Source organism: Clostridium sp. CM039, from assembly GCF_055081075.1.
On sequence record NZ_CM143649.1, the window covers coordinates 3,020,486 to 3,036,330 of the forward strand.

Sequence of the window (15,845 nt, forward strand, 5' to 3'; positions counted from 1 at the left end):
TTACTAAATTAACATTTAAGATCTATTCTAAAGACCAATTCATAAACATTTAAAAGGATAGATATTATATACGACTGAATTATTATCATTAGACATGTTTCTGCAATTCTAGGAAGCCATAAAACCATAAAACCTACACTAGAAAGCCCTGGTATAAATAATATTAGAAAATAAGTGTTAATAGATGAAATTACAATTGCAGGCAATCCTATTGCTAAAATCATTTTAATATAATTATCATATAGTTTATTTTCACTATTGTTTCTTTTAATCACATTATTAATAACCAAAATTACAAAACCAAGCAGTGCTATAATCTCGAGTCCAATACCAATAAATTGAGTTTTCTTTCCAAGCGAAAATATAAGTTTGCCTAAATTTGATTTTGGAAATAGCAATATTACAATAGTATTAACAATTCCTATTAATCCTAAAGTTGCAAAACAAGTAATATAGTATTTAACTTGTTTTGCAACTTTAGTAAATTTTGTGTGTTTCCATATTAGTCCTGGAATAAAGCCTGCAAGCGTTGTTGTTAAAGTAAATAGTGGAATATAAGGTCCCAGAGGTCTTATAATATATGCAAGAATATCCACAAGACCACCAGCAAGTGCCCCATAAATTGGTCCGAAAATAATTTCAGGAAGAATATAGAAAATACATCAATGCTAATTCTCATAGCTCCTGCACCACCAATAAAAAACTGATTCACGGACTTGGTAAACTCAAATTTATTATTAATATGTAACAAGTTTTAGATAGACAAACTATTTGTTTCACAAAGTGTATTGATAACAGAAAAAATCAATACAGCTGCTAAGTTTGCTGTAACGTCGTCTTGGTCAAATCTTGGCGAAACCTCAGCTATATCAAAACTTACTACTTTATTTGACCTTAAAATGTATTTAAGAAACTTTAATACACGTTCAGGATCGAGACCAAGTGGTTGTGACGAACTTACTCCTGGTGCAAAAGCTGTAGAAAATACATCGGAGCATATAGTTACATATAGATAATCTTTAAATTTTATGAAATTATCTATTTCCTCCATAAGCGGCCAACTGTCACTATCTATTATATCTTTCGCAAGCATGTATTTAACTCCAAGTCTATCAGCTGTTTTAAAAAGATCTATGGTGTTACTGTGCTTTTGAACTCCGATGCACAAATAAGAATATTGAAGATCCCTATCACTACAAATATCTGCTATTTGTCTAAACATTGTTCCGGAACTGGTCACTTTTGTATAAGGTCTTAAATCAAAATGAGCATCAAAATTTATTATCCCGATATTAGGTTCTTGGCTTTTTTGTGATAAGTAATTTAATGTACCCATATAACTTCCAAAAGCAACTTCGTGACCACCGCCCAAAATAATAGGAAAAAGATTTAAATTTAAAATCTTTTCGATTGCTTTTGATAGAAGAGCTTGGCTTTCATCAAGGGTACAGTTTTCACATAATATATCTCCTACATCAAAAAGTTTAACTTCTTGTGAAAAATTGCATGGAAGGTTAGATAATTCTTTTCTTATACTTTTAGGACCCTTTGATGCCCCTACTCTGCCACTATTAAGCCTTACACCTTCATCACAACAAAAACCAATAAAAGCAAATCCCAGTTTACCGGTGTAGGAAATTAAATCATCTCTTTTTAAATCTATTATCTTTACACATTGATGCCATCTAAAAGCATCATAGTTGGTTTCACTATCAGTGCGTCCCTGCCAAACTGTTTTATCCGTTATTTTATAATTTTTATCAAACATTGTATTTAGCCTCCCAAATTATTTATGTATTTATAATTACATCACTATCATTATTTTAAATATAGTTTTCAGTATGATAAGCATATTAAGTATGTTTAAACATATTAAAAAACAACCTAAGGCAAATTATGATTTACCTTAGGTTGATGGCTATGGGGATCTATCCCTATTATAAAACTACTTTGCTTAGTAGTTGTTTTTCTCTTTCAACTACATTTTTTTCAAGAGTAGATACTTTTTTTTCAAATCGAGCTACGAACTCACTATCATTGATTGAGGATAGATTTATTTTTACATTGTAAAGAGCTGATAGAACTGCACTTCTTGCCATCATAGCTGATACAGCACCATCAGTTACTGCATTTTTATTTCCGTGTTTTATTGCTTTTTCTGAGTAATCCATAAGTGCATACGCATCTTCTGCTATCTTATATGGAGTCTCTGATGCATGCTTTAATGCATTTTGAATAGTTTCTTTTCTTGCAGATTTCTCTTCATCACTGTTTTTTGGCAATTTGAAGGCAGCCATTACTCCATGAAAAGATTCAGAGTCTGCATCTATATACTCTATAAATCTTTCTTTATATTTGTTGGCTTGTTCATAAACTTCTTTCATCATGACTTCACTATCTTCATAACCTTTTTTACCAATAGTCAAACTTGCAACCATTGAAACAAGTGCTGCAGCAGATGCAGCTGATAGTGCGGCAATGCTTCCCCCTCCTGGTACGGGGCAATTTTGGGAGGTTTGGTCAATGAATTCTCTAACGCTTTTATCAACTAATAACATAATAATGTACTCCTTTCTCTATCTTTTCAACATAATATGAGCATATGTCTAAAATAATCCTGTTATAACTCCGCTTCCATCTATATCCATCTTTTCTGCGGCGCTAACCTTAGGAAGTCCTGGCATGGTCATTATAGTGCCAGCTTCGCATACAATAAATCCTGCACCTGCAGAGACTCTTACAGTTTTTATTGTAATTTTAAAACCTTTTGGAGCTCCAAGAAGTTTATTGTCATCAGATAGGGAGTATTGAGTTTTAGCAATGCATAGGGGCATCTTATCAAGGCCTAATTCTTCAAGTTTTTTCATCTGATTTTTAGCAGCTGCTTCAAACACTACTGTATCTCCACCGTATATTTCCCTAACAATTGTGTTGATTTTTTCGTTTATAGAACTACTTACATCATAAATAGGTTTAAAGTTTGACTCCTCTGTTTCAACAAGTTTTATAAGCTTTCGGGCCATATCAACTCCGCCTTCGGAGCCTTTAGACCATACTTCATTAAGGGCTATGTCAACTCCGAACTCTTTACATTTTGATATAAGAAGTTCTATTTCTTTTTCTGTATCGTTACTGAATCTATTTACAGCAACCATTACAGGTACATTAAATTTTCTTATATTTTCAACTTGTTTTTTTAAGTTCTCAAACCCACTACCAAGGGCTTCAAGATTTTCTATGCCTAAATCTGATTTAGATACTCCACCATGCATTTTCAGTGCCCTTATAGTAGCAACTATAACTGTAGCGGATGGTTTCAATTCTCCATATCTACATTTTATATCAAAGAACTTCTCTCCACCAAGGTCAGCACCGAAACCTGCTTCAGTTACTAAGTAATCACAAAGTTTAAGACCAAGCTTTGTAGCTATGAGGCTATTGCAACCATGAGCTATATTAGCAAATGGTCCGCCATGAATTATTGCTGGCGAATTTTCTAATGTCTGAACTATATTCGGCTTTATAGCATCCTTCATCAAAAGGGTCATCGCTCCATTAATTTTAAGATCTTTTGCAGTTACTGGATTACCATCCATGTTATAAGCTACTATTATTTTACCGAGCCTCTCTTTAAGATCCATTAAATCTTTAGAAAGACAAAGAATAGCCATAACCTCTGATGCGACGGTAATCATGAAACCATCTTCTCGTGGGAAACCACACACCTTTCCACCGAGACCAACAACTATATTTCTAAGAGATCTGTCATTCATATCCATAACTCTTTTAAATACAATCTGCCTAATATCTATCTTAAGGCTATTCCCTTGATGAACATGGTTATCAATTGCTGCAGTAAGTAAATTATTTGATGCAGTTATAGCATGCATGTCTCCTGTAAAGTGAAGGTTAATATCTTCCATAGGAACTACTTGGGCATATCCGCCGCCGGCTGCTCCTCCCTTCATACCAAATACGGGTCCTAAAGAGGGCTCTCTTAATGCTATACATGTCTTCTTACCTATTCTATTCAAGGCATCTCCAAGACCAATAGCAGTAGTTGATTTTCCTTCACCTGCAGGAGTTGGAGTAATTGCTGTTACAAGGATTAGCTTTCCATCCTTTTTATCCTTTAATCTATCAAAAATACTTAAAGAAACTTTTGCCTTGTATTTACCATAAACTTCTAATTCATCATCTTCAATTCCTAAATTTTCAGCAATGTTTGCAATGGGTAGCATTTTAGCCTTTTGAGCTATTTCAATATCACTCGGAACAATACTCATATAATTCGACTCCTCATCATAATTAATTATATTTTCTTGGTTCCTTACCCTGAAAGCTTTTTAAGTTTTTATTCTGAAAGTTTCTTTTCAAGTATTTGACTTATATCAAAGTTTTCTATTTGAAGATAATATTCAGCACAGTCTATTAATGCTTTCAAAGGAACCAATCCAATAACTTCACTGCCAACAACGGGTACTCCATATCGTAAAGCTTCCATTTTAACCATTTCGTGGGCTCTGTATACGGCGGTTTTTTCATAATTTACAAGATTCATAGAAATCTGAACTATGTTTCTCTCACAAAGTTTAACGCCCATAGCCTTTACAAATCTAAGCCCTCCACCTATAAATCTTACTTTTTTAGCAATAGCAGTTGCTATTTCCATATTGTCTGTGCCTAAGTTTACATTGTATGCTACAAGTGGAAATCTGGCACCTATAACTATACAGCCACTTTTTTCATTCATTTCACATGGACCAAAATCAGGTTTCCATTCTGGAAGTTTTATTTTTTCAAAGAATCCCTCGTACTGACCTTTTCTAATTTTAGCAAGATTTCTTCGTGCTTCACAAGTAGCTGCGTCTTCATAAAGATAAACAGGAATATTTAATTCTTCTCCAACTTTCTTGCCAAGTTCTTTAGCCATTTCAACACATTCTTCTGTAGTAATATCCTGAATTGGAATAAATGGAACCACATCTGTAGCTCCCATTCTTGGATGAGCACCTTCTTGAGTCCTCATATCTATAAGCTCTGATGCTCTTTTAATTAGCTTAAAAGCTGCTTTTTTAGCATCTTCAGGTGAAGCAACAAATGTAACAACTGTCCTGTTATGGTCTTTATCGGAAGAATAGTCAAGTAATTTTACGTTTTCTGTATTTCTTATCTCGTCAACTATGCTTTCAATTATTTGTTTGTTTCTGCCTTCACTAAAATTTGGAACGCATTCTACTAATTTTAACATAATATTCTCTCCTTTACTATTTAAGATTAATTATATATTAACAACTACATTCCCAGCTTTAATTACTTTTTCTACAATGTTTATACCCGTATGATATGGTATAAAATTATAAGAAGGATATTTCAAAATAACAATATCACCTTTTTTACCAGGGTCGATACTTCCAATGGAATCTGCTCTACCGACAGCAGCAGCACCATTTATTGTAAGCGCTGTTATAGCTTCTTCCGTACTCATATTCATATATATAGCTGCCACTGCGAATACCAGAGGTATTGAATATGTAAAGCAGCTTCCTGGATTAAAATCCGATGCCAGTGCTACAGCGCAGCCCTTATCAATCATTTCCCTTGCCCTTGCATATGGTTCTTTTAGGCAAAATGCAGTACAGGGAAGGAGGGTAGAAATTACCTTTTTATCTGCCATGGCTTTTATTCCATCATCTGAAGCATGTAATAGATGGTCGGCTGATATTGCGCCAACTTCTGCTGCGAGCTCTGATCCTCCAAGGGTTACTATTTCATCCGCATGAAGTTTAAGTTTAAAACCCATTTCCTTTGCTTTCAAAAGAAGTTTTCGTGATTCATCTACAGAAAAAACTTTGTCTTCGCAAAAAACATCGCAAAACTCTGCAAGATTCTCTGATTTAACCACAGGGAGAACTTTATCTATAATGAAGTCAATATATTCATCATTTTTACCTTTGTATTCGGGTGGAACAGAATGTGCACCTAAAAAGGTAATTGCGAGGTCCATAGCATGATCTTCATTAAGTTTCTTCATAACACTAAGTTGCTTTATTTCTGTATCAAAATCAAGGCCATAACCGCTTTTACCTTCTACAGTTGTTACTCCAAGTTTAAGCATCTCATTAAGCCTTTCAAATCCAATATTATAAAGTTCTTCATCTGAAGCATTCCTTGTTGCGTTTACTGTATTTTGTATTCCGCCGCCTCTCTCCATTATATCCATATAGCTGTCTCCGCGGAGTCTCCAAGCAAATTCATCTGCCCTGTAGCCACCAAATACAAAATGAGTGTGAGAGTCTACAAATCCTGGAAGGACGCATTTATTAGATGCGTCTATAACTTCATAATCTGCTTCATTGTAAATTTTCAATATTTCTTCTGTAGTATTAACAGCTTTAATTATGCCATCTTCAATGACAACGGCTCCATTTTTTATGATATGAATGTTTTTCATTTCCTCACCGTATTTTGCATTGCTACCACTGCAGGTAACAAGTTCCGAGGAGTTTTTTATAAGCAAATTTCCTTTTTTCATAAATACATCCCCTTAAATATATTATTTATCAAAATACTTGCTAACAGTATCCCTTACAAGTTTTTCGTTTGTTAAATAAGGAATAGTAACATGGTCTGTACCTTTATGTGTATTGTTAAATTCTATGACTGTTTCTATAGAATGTTCATTTCTTGCCCATGAACGTCTTGCAACTCCATTCATAACATCCCATGAAAGAGCGGATTTGATTATCTCGTCTACTCTATAACTTCCATCAAGTACAAGACCGAATCCTCCATTTATTGATTTCCCGATTCCTACACCGCCACCGTTATGAAGCGCTACAAGACTCATACCTCTTGCTGCATTCCCGGCATAGCACTGTACAGCCATATCTGCCATAACATTACTTCCATCTTTTATGTTGGAAGTTTCTCTAAATGGTGAATCAGTACCACTTACATCATGATGATCTCTACCCATCATAACAGGTCCTATCTCTCCATTTCTTACCATTTCATTGAACTTAAGAGCTATGTTTATTCTTCCTGTAGCATCCTGATAAAGTATTCTTGCTTTTGTACCAACAACAAGATTGTTTTTTTCTGCATCCCTTATCCAGTTATAGTTATCTCTATCCTGGTATCTTCTATTTGGGTCTATGCATCCCATTGCAGCATGATCTGTTTTTATTAAATCTTCATTCTTTCCACTTAAACATACCCATCTGAATGGTCCATATCCATAGTCAAATAGCTGTGGTCCCATTATATCTTCTACGTAAGATGGAAATATAAAGCCATCTTTTTCGTCTATTCCATTTTTAGATATTTCCTTAACACCGGCATCATAAATTGCTTTCATAAATGAATTGCCATAATCAAAGAAGTATGTCCCTCTTTCAACTAATATTTTTATAAGTTCAAAATGACGTTTTAAACTTTTGTCAACCAATTGGCAAAAATTAGTTCTGTCTTTTGCAAGAAGACTTGTTCTTTCCTCAAAAGTTACTCCCTTAGGGCAATATCCACCTTCGTATGCCGCATGGCAAGATGTTTGGTCAGATAATAAATCAATTTTTTTGTTGTTTTTTACTGCATACTCAAGCAAATCAACTATATTTCCGTGATATGCAATTGACATTGGCTCTTTCTTTTCCAAGTATTCGTCAGCAATTTTGAATACCTCATCAAGATCTGATGATTGCTTCATAACCCACCCTTGCTCAAGTCTTGTACTAATTCTTGATTCATCAACCTCAGCTACGATGCCTACACTATTTGCGATTTCGATTGCCTTTGGCTGAGCACCGCTCATACCGCCCAAACCTGATGTTACAAATATATGTCCTCTTAAATCACCATCATTTGGGATTCCAAGCTTCATTCTACCTGCATTTAATAAAGTATTGTAAGTACCGTGAACTATGCCCTGAGGTCCTATATACATCCATCCTCCGGCAGTCATCTGTCCATAGTTTGCAACACCCATTTCCTCTGCTATTTCCCAATCTTTTTGATTATCGAACATGCCTATCATTAGTGCATTTGTAATTATTACTCTTGGTGAATCGGGTTTTGATTTGAAAAGCCCAAGAGGGTGTCCTGATTCTAAAACCAATGTTTGATCTTGAGTCATTATTTCTAGATATTTCTTTATAAGTCTATATTGCATCCAATTTGGACATACACTTCCTGTTTCACCGTAAGTAACAAGCTCATAAGGATATAAAGCCACTTCAGAATCAAGATTATTATCAATCATAAGCTGAAAAGCTTTACCTTCAATACAGTTTCCTTTATATTCATCTATTGATTTTCCATATATTCTGCCTTCGGGACGAAACCTGTATCCATATATTCTGCCTCTTGTAGTAAGCTCCTCCATAAATTCTGGGATAAGCTCCTCATGATACTTTTCTGGAATGTAACGAAGTGCGTTTTTAAGTGATATTTCTGTCTGTGATTTTGAAAGGTGGAAGCCTCTATCTGGAGCTCTCCTTATTCCCTCAATAAATTCAGGCATAGTAGGTAAACAATCATCTAAAGAAACTGTCATTGCATTTTTTATATCAATATTATTAATCATTACTGATCACTCCCCTCTTTATAATCACATTCTAATACTATGTCGTCATTAAAATGTCTATTTTTTGGGGCACTCATAACTATTTTCCTTTATTAAGGTATTTAGCAAATCTATTTCATAATTATCCTTTGAGGTAGTTAAAAAATTAATACTATTTCCACAATAGAATTGTAAATTTTCATTTAAGTACATATTAAAAATTTTATTTAACTTTTCATTATTTTTCATTTCACTTTTAATTTGAGCTTTTACCATATATACAATTCCAATTTCATGAGGGTTTTTTAGCAACCTTGAATGCACATCTGAATTTTTTAAATATTTTAAGGCACTTTCATAATTTCCTTCACTAATTAGTATTCTTGACATAAAGGCTTCTACAATAGACTTTTCCCACATTAAATCGAATTGTTTATAGATATCCATGGCCCTTTCGAAATATTTTTTTGCCTCAGGATATGATCCCATATTGAAACATGTTTCACCCGCATTTATGTTGAAAATAGAAAGACTGGGGAATACATTTTTTTCTTCGCATATTTTTATTGCTCTATTAAAAAAGTCTAAAGCTTCTTGAAATTTCATGCTTTGTCTTCTTATATCGCCTATATAGTTATAAGCGGCCGCTATACTCAAGGCGTATTTATCAGCTACACTTTTAGTTACATTAAAGATATTTATAGATTCATTAAAGAGTCTTTCTGCTTCACTGTATTTTCCCTGCATTTTTTTATATAAGGCTTTAAATCGTAGAAATACGCCTATTTCCATATGATAATTACAATCTGCTGCTTTATCTAAACCGATGTTTACATATTTTATCATATCATCAATATTATTAGTTTGTATACAATAATATATCATCTGCTTGTACCCTTCTATAGAGTAATCTGAATCTTCAATCTCATTAGCTTTTTCTATCATTTCATTTATGAATTCAACGCCTTTTTCATAGCTTCCTTCTCTTATAAGATATCTTCCTTTAATATGTAAAAATTCGATCTCTAATCTTAAAACTTCTTTAGAGTTTCTACAGTCATTTTTTATTTTTAATAGTAGAATTTCTATCTTCTTTATGCTTTTAATGGTTTTATTGTTACTAAAATATAGATTGTTATAAAAATTAACATCCTTATAATATAGTACTGGATAAAGTTCATGACTAAAATTTAAATATACGTTTAAACTTTTTATACTATACTTTAATGTTGCTAAATTATTATTTGCGTTTGAAAAATGATAAACAAGTTTATTGTAAATGGTTATATCACTTCTATTATTTGTTAAACCCTTTTCAATAATGTAGCCTATATTATTATGAAGAATTCTTCTTCTTGCCAAGGATTGATTGATGTAAATAAATTCTCTTAACTTTTGATGAGTAAACATAAAGCTTATTATATTATTGTTATTTGTTTCTTTTAATATAAATTTATTTTGAAGTTCTTCTATTGAGTCAATTATCTTAAGTTCATCTTCTCTTGTAAGTTCATGTAAAATATACAAAGGTATTTCATCAAAAAATAAAGATGAAATTCTTAAAATGTTTTTGCACCCTTCAGAAATATCTAAAAGCCTGCTTTTCATTACATCTTGCATTTTAGAAGACATAATATTTATACTACTATTAGATTTTATAGTATTAATATATTCTGTTAAAAAAAATGCATTTCCTTCAGTTTCGTTGTATATTTTATTTACTATATCTTTATTGAAATGATTTTTTGGAAGACCAATTTTAATGAAATTTTCGACTTCATCATTATTAAATCTTAATAAATCCATCCTTAAAATCTTATTGTGTTTATTTGCTGAAGCTAAGAATTTATCTATTTCGATGTTGTATTCATTTCTATATGTCATGAAACACAAAATGTTAGCATGACCATGTAAAATTATACTGCTTAAAAAGGTTAAACTACCATAATCAATCCACTGTATATCTTCAAAAATAAGCATTATTTTCTTTTCGTATGCTATTTTAGTAAGTATATTAGTAATTACATTCCCAATGACTTCATATTTTAATGTATAGTTACTCTCTATAACCTTAAGGCTTCGTTCTTTATTATCTAATTCATCAATCTCAGAAAAACAATTTTCTAAAATATCTTCCCATAAAGTTGGGATTTTTATATTTTTATTTTTCATAATTTCGGAGAGCTTGGATAATATTATGGTCCATGGTTTTAAAATACAATCCTTTTCAAATTGAAAACAATAAGTTTCTAAAATATAAGTTGTATCCTCATCTACTACTTCTAGAAATTTATCTTTCAATCTTGTTTTTCCTATACCAGCTTCGCCAACCAAAAATACGGATTTCGAAGATTCGTTTTTCATGAAGTTATTGTAATTGTTTTGTAATATCCTCAATTCATTATATCTTCCATAGAAAAAATCATCAGCGTTTTTACTGCTTTTAACTGTATTCATAATATCTATTACTTCATTAACTACATTTAATATTTTATCATTAAGAGAAATGGATAATTCATCTTTAAATAATTTCTTAACATCATTATATGTTTCAATTGCTTGGTTATATTTACCTTGATTTTTGTAACTTTCCAGTAGATATATATAAGCATTTTCATTGAATTCATCTATTTTTATCAATAGCTTTGAATATTTTTCAACAATATCATAATTATTATTTTGTAATTCCTTTTCTATTTTTTTATTCAATTTATCAATATACATACATTCAAAACTTTCACGCATTTCTAATAGCCAAATTTCAAAATTTTCTGCATTTTTAGGGCAAAATCCTTGTAGAAATTCTCCTTTAAAGACATCTATTTCACTTTCATCACTCATAAAAGTATATATATCTACGTCTATTTTTATATCTGGATTGAGCATAATTATTGATTTTTGAGGGGATACCAATACCGGAACATTAGAGCATTTATTTATTTTATAGATAGCATTTCTTAGATTCTTTTTAGCATTGCCTTCTTCTTGGTTAGCCCAAAAAAGTTCTGAGAGATGTTCTCTGTTATCTTGTTTATTTAGTAGTAAATAACAAAATAGGCCTTGAGCTTTACTGAATGGTAAGAATATTTCTTTTTCATTGACAGTTACGCAAAAATTACCAAACATTTTACAATATATATAATCCATCGAATCACTCCCGTATAATGCCATAAAATTTCTTATGTAAATTATACTACAATATAAATAAAATGCCAAAATAAGATTATAGCTGAACTTTTTATGTGGAAATTCTGGATTAATAGATGTAATATAGACGTAAATAGTAAAATGTAATATAAATGCAAGTGTAAAAAGGCAAAATAGTACTATGACAAGGGGGAAAATGTATTTTTATGGTAAAAAAACAGTGAACTAATAATGTGCAGTATATACTTAAAATTTTTATCAAATTTAATTGATAATTCATAATAGACACTTATTTGACGTTTGGATGTTAAAATTGATTTATAATAAAAACAAAAAGGAAGTTATAACAATAAAGTTACATTTCATTAAAGTAAATCCAGTAGAAAATATGACCGTTTTTATTTTAGAGTCTGCATCGAGACAATTTCATATCAATGTTGCTAATAAAATTATGGAGTATGGAAGCCCCCATGCTGAACAGGTTGAATTCATAGAAAAACCTTGTACAGAAGAAGGAAAAGGTAGTACTGTCCTAGGCTTCAGATGATGGGAGGCGAGTTTTGTGGAAATGCGACAAAGTCGTTAGTGGCAGTTTTGGTGGACAAGGAGTATCCTTGTGTGAAAAAGGAAAATGAAAAACTTATTGTTCTTTAGAAGTATCAGGATTTAACGGAGTAATAAATTGTGAGGTAGAGCATTTAAAAAATAGCAACGAATATAAATCTAAAATTGTTATGCCTTTGGTTAAAGAGACTAAAGATTTTTATGTTAATCACAATGGAATCGTTTACAAGTGCAATGGTAGAGTTTCCAGGAATAATTCATTTAATAGTAGGCAGTAAAGGGAATAGATAGTTTATTTTGGGAAAGAAGGTGTGTTTCAGGCGCATCCACTTTAGCGGGAGAATTAACTCAAAAACAAGAGAGAAGCGTAGTTATTTTACTTAAAAGGTAAGGTGAAAATTGTTGATGAAGGTGAAGTTTATCTATAACAATTAGCCACGAGGAGGGAATATATGTTATTATTTAATCCAGTTGTTGTATCAGTTATTGTAATGATAATTTTATGTCTTTTTAAACTTAATGTGCTACTGTCTATATTAATTGCAGCCATGACAGCAGGCTTAGTTTCTGGTATGTCTTTGGGAGATACTATGAGGACACTCATTAGAGGAATGGGAGGAAATGCTGAAACTGCATTAAGCTATATATTACTTGGCGCATTAGCAGTTGCAGTAAATAAAACTGGACTAGCAGGGATTTTGGCTAAGAAAATATCTAAAATCGTTGGACAAAAGAAATATGTATTTATAATGTTATTAGCCTTTTTAGGTTGTTTTTCTCAAAATCTTATACCAGTTCATATAGCATATATTCCAATATTAATACCACCGCTACTTTTATTAATGAATAAACTTAAAATAGACAGGAGAGCAGTAGCTTGTGCTCTTACATTTGGATTAAAGGCTCCGTATATTGTTTTACCAGTAGGATTTGGTCTAATATTTCATGGGATTATAAGTTCTGAAATGACTAAAAATGGTATACCTGTTATGACAGCTGATGTAGCTAAAGTGCTATGGCTTCCAGGGATTGGAATGGTTATAGGTCTTCTTATAGCTGTATTTTATACTTATAGAAAGCCAAGAGAATACAAGGATATTCAAATAGAAGGGCTGGATGAAATTAAAGATGGAGACCTTAAAATGAATTCAAAACATTGGCGTGTTCTAATTGGAGCTGTGTCTGCATTTGTAATTCAAGTTCTTACAGGATCGCTTCCTCTTGGAGCGTTGGGAGCATTAATTATAATATTTGTTTCAGGAGCAGTTAAGTTTGAGGATGTTAATGGATTACTTGATGGTGGAATTAAAATAATGGGGTTAATAGCATTTATAATGCTCGTTGCATCAGGTTATGGGGATGTTTTAAGGAAAACTGGAGCAGTGGAAGCTTTAGTTACATCTCTTGCAGGAATGGTTAATGGAAGTAAACTGGCAGGTGCAGTTTTAATGTTACTTGTCGGTTTATTAGTAACGATGGGTATAGGGAGTTCATTTGGTACTATTCCTATAGTGGCTGCAATTTACTGCCCACTTGCAATGAAACTTGGATATTCTCCACTAGCTACTATACTTCTAATAGGTGTTGCATCAGCGCTTGGAGATGCAGGTTCACCAGCATCAGATAGTACACTTGGACCAACATCAGGACTTAGTGTAGATGGTCAACATGACCATATTTGGGATACATGTGTACCGACATTCTTACATTATACTATACCACTTATGATATTTGGTATTATAGGATCTATGATATTCTAGTCTAAATAAATTACTAATAAATTTTAGGAGGAATAAAAATGAAAGAAATACTTTTGACAGGAAATGATTTAACTTTAGAGGAAATGGTATCTATAGCTAGAGATGGTTGCAGGGTTTCTATAAAAGAGAGTGCTATAGAAAGAGTTATAAAATCAAGAGCAATAATTGATGATATAGTTGAAAATGAAAGAGCTGTTTATGGTGTAACTACAGGGTTTGGTGAATTTTGTAATGTTAGTATTTCTAAAGAAGATTGCAAAACACTTCAAAGAAACTTAATTTGCTCACATGCTTGTGGATATGGTCCTAAATTTCCAACTGATGTCGTACGAGCAATAATGCTTTTAAGAGCTAATGCACTATCAAAAGGATTTTCAGGTATAAGACCTGGAACTTTGCAAACATTAATTGAAATGATTAATAAAGGTGTTTACCCAACAATTCCTGAAAAAGGATCTTTAGGAGCGTCAGGAGATTTAGCTCCACTTGCACATATGGTTTTACCTATGATTGGTGAAGGTGAAGCAGAGTATAAAGGTGAAATATTACCAGGTAAAGTTGCTATGGAAAAAGCAGGAATTCCTATAATAGAACTTGATGCTAAAGAAGGTTTAGCGCTTATAAATGGTACGCAAGTTTTAACTGCAACAGGAGCGTTAGCTACTTATGATGCTATAAAGTTATTAAAAACTAGTGATATAGCAGCAGCTTTGACAATGGAGGCTTTAAGAGGAATTACAGATGCTTTTGATCCAAGAATTCATGTGCTAAGACCACAGCCAGGACAATTAGCAACAGCCAGAAACATATTAAAACTAGTTGAAGGTAGTACTTATGTAACAAGACAAGGTGAAGTAAGAGTACAAGATGCTTATTCATTAAGATGTGTGCCTCAAATTCATGGTGCAAGTAAAGACGCTATAAACTATGTAAAAGCTCAAGTTGAAAGAGAAATAAATTCAGTAACAGATAACCCTATAGTAACTGAAGAGGGAGACGTAATTTCAGGAGGTAATTTCCACGGAGAACCTATGGCATTAAGCTTTGACTTCTTAGGAATTGGATCAGCTGAAATTGCTAGTGTATCTGAGCGAAGATTAGAAAGATTGATCAACCCTCAATTAAACGATTTACCAGCGTTCTTAGCTAAACATGGTGGATTAAACTCAGGATTTATGATTACACAATATGCAGCAGCAGCCTTAGTATCTGAGAATAAAATATTAGCTCATCCTGCATCAGTAGACTCAATACCTTCTTCAGCTAATCAAGAAGACTTAGTTAGTATGGGAACAATAGCAGCAAGAAAAGCTAGGGATATAGTTGATAATGCATCTAGAGTAGTTTCAACAGAAATATTAGCTGCATGTCAAGCTATAGATTTCAGAAAAGAATCTGGATTCAAACTTGGCATGGCAACTCAAGAAGCTTACGATTTAGTTAGAAAATCTGTAGACTTTATTGAATATGATATAGTTATGTATAAAGATCTAGATAAAGTTACTGAACTCGTTAAGAGCGGAAAGTTATTAGCAGCAGTAGAAAAAGTAGTTGAAATAGAATATTAATATAACCTGGATTAGAAAAGGGGGTGAAACAAAATAGAAATTAATTTCTATTTTGTTTCACCCTCTCTTTTTATTTTTTAATATATATAATCCGTATGAGGTTTTATTTGGTGTAATATTTTGCTAAAGGTCTGCTCATAAATTCAGCAGAAAAGATTACATACATTTGTAGTTATATATATATATATATTTATAGATAGGTATACATGTTGCAGCATAGAAAAGTTTTAAACTATGATAACA

General features: G+C 32.3%; 11 protein-coding genes. 3 read left to right on the plus strand and 8 right to left on the minus strand.

The features are described from left to right. Positions 1 to 8: 8 nt before the first annotated feature. The 8 genes from ACWJJ2_RS14040 to ACWJJ2_RS14075 form a co-directional block, all read right to left on the minus strand. The gene (locus ACWJJ2_RS14040) at positions 9 to 596 is read right to left on the minus strand and encodes an ECF transporter S component (RefSeq protein ID WP_268064044.1); all 588 of its coding nucleotides are present in this window, start codon (positions 594 to 596) and stop codon (positions 9 to 11) included. 158 nt (positions 597 to 754) lie between these two features. After that, a complete protein-coding gene (gene hutG / locus ACWJJ2_RS14045) occupies positions 755 to 1,768 on the minus strand; it encodes a formimidoylglutamase (protein WP_216302141.1) in 1,014 nt (337 codons plus the stop codon). A gap of 169 nt (positions 1,769 to 1,937) precedes the next feature. Further along, entirely contained in the window at positions 1,938 to 2,558 is a 621-nt protein-coding gene (locus ACWJJ2_RS14050; protein ID WP_462953406.1) for a cyclodeaminase/cyclohydrolase family protein, read from the minus strand. A 48-nt stretch (positions 2,559 to 2,606) separates the two neighbouring features. Next, on the minus strand, positions 2,607 to 4,286 hold the full coding sequence (locus tag ACWJJ2_RS14055) for a formate--tetrahydrofolate ligase (RefSeq protein ID WP_216302140.1): 1,680 nt from the start codon (positions 4,284 to 4,286) through the stop codon (positions 2,607 to 2,609). A gap of 68 nt (positions 4,287 to 4,354) precedes the next feature. Then, the gene (gene ftcD / locus ACWJJ2_RS14060) at positions 4,355 to 5,251 is read right to left on the minus strand and encodes a glutamate formimidoyltransferase (protein ID WP_216302139.1); all 897 of its coding nucleotides are present in this window, start codon (positions 5,249 to 5,251) and stop codon (positions 4,355 to 4,357) included. Positions 5,252 to 5,281: 30 nt separating this feature from the next. Beyond that, the gene (gene hutI, locus ACWJJ2_RS14065) at positions 5,282 to 6,535 is read right to left on the minus strand and encodes an imidazolonepropionase (protein WP_216302138.1); all 1,254 of its coding nucleotides are present in this window, start codon (positions 6,533 to 6,535) and stop codon (positions 5,282 to 5,284) included. 21 nt (positions 6,536 to 6,556) lie between these two features. Further along, on the minus strand, positions 6,557 to 8,584 hold the full coding sequence (locus ACWJJ2_RS14070) for a urocanate hydratase (protein WP_462953407.1): 2,028 nt from the start codon (positions 8,582 to 8,584) through the stop codon (positions 6,557 to 6,559). A gap of 57 nt (positions 8,585 to 8,641) precedes the next feature. Next, positions 8,642 to 11,710, minus strand: a complete 3,069-nt coding sequence (locus ACWJJ2_RS14075; RefSeq protein WP_462953408.1) for a tetratricopeptide repeat protein — start codon at positions 11,708 to 11,710, stop codon at positions 8,642 to 8,644. A 313-nt stretch (positions 11,711 to 12,023) separates the two neighbouring features. Between ACWJJ2_RS14075 and ACWJJ2_RS14080 the strand changes: the two genes are divergently transcribed. The 3 genes from ACWJJ2_RS14080 to hutH all read left to right on the plus strand — a co-directional run bounded on the left by ACWJJ2_RS14080 (position 12,024) and on the right by hutH (position 15,602). After that, entirely contained in the window at positions 12,024 to 12,257 is a 234-nt protein-coding gene (locus ACWJJ2_RS14080; RefSeq protein WP_253198109.1) for a hypothetical protein, read from the plus strand. 469 nt (positions 12,258 to 12,726) lie between these two features. After that, positions 12,727 to 14,034 (plus strand): Na+/H+ antiporter family protein, encoded by a 1,308-nt coding sequence (locus ACWJJ2_RS14085; protein ID WP_220286227.1) that lies wholly within the window; start codon positions 12,727 to 12,729, stop codon positions 14,032 to 14,034. A 38-nt stretch (positions 14,035 to 14,072) separates the two neighbouring features. Continuing rightward, on the plus strand, positions 14,073 to 15,602 hold the full coding sequence (gene hutH, locus ACWJJ2_RS14090) for a histidine ammonia-lyase (protein WP_216302134.1): 1,530 nt from the start codon (positions 14,073 to 14,075) through the stop codon (positions 15,600 to 15,602). Positions 15,603 to 15,845: the final 243 nt, after the last annotated feature.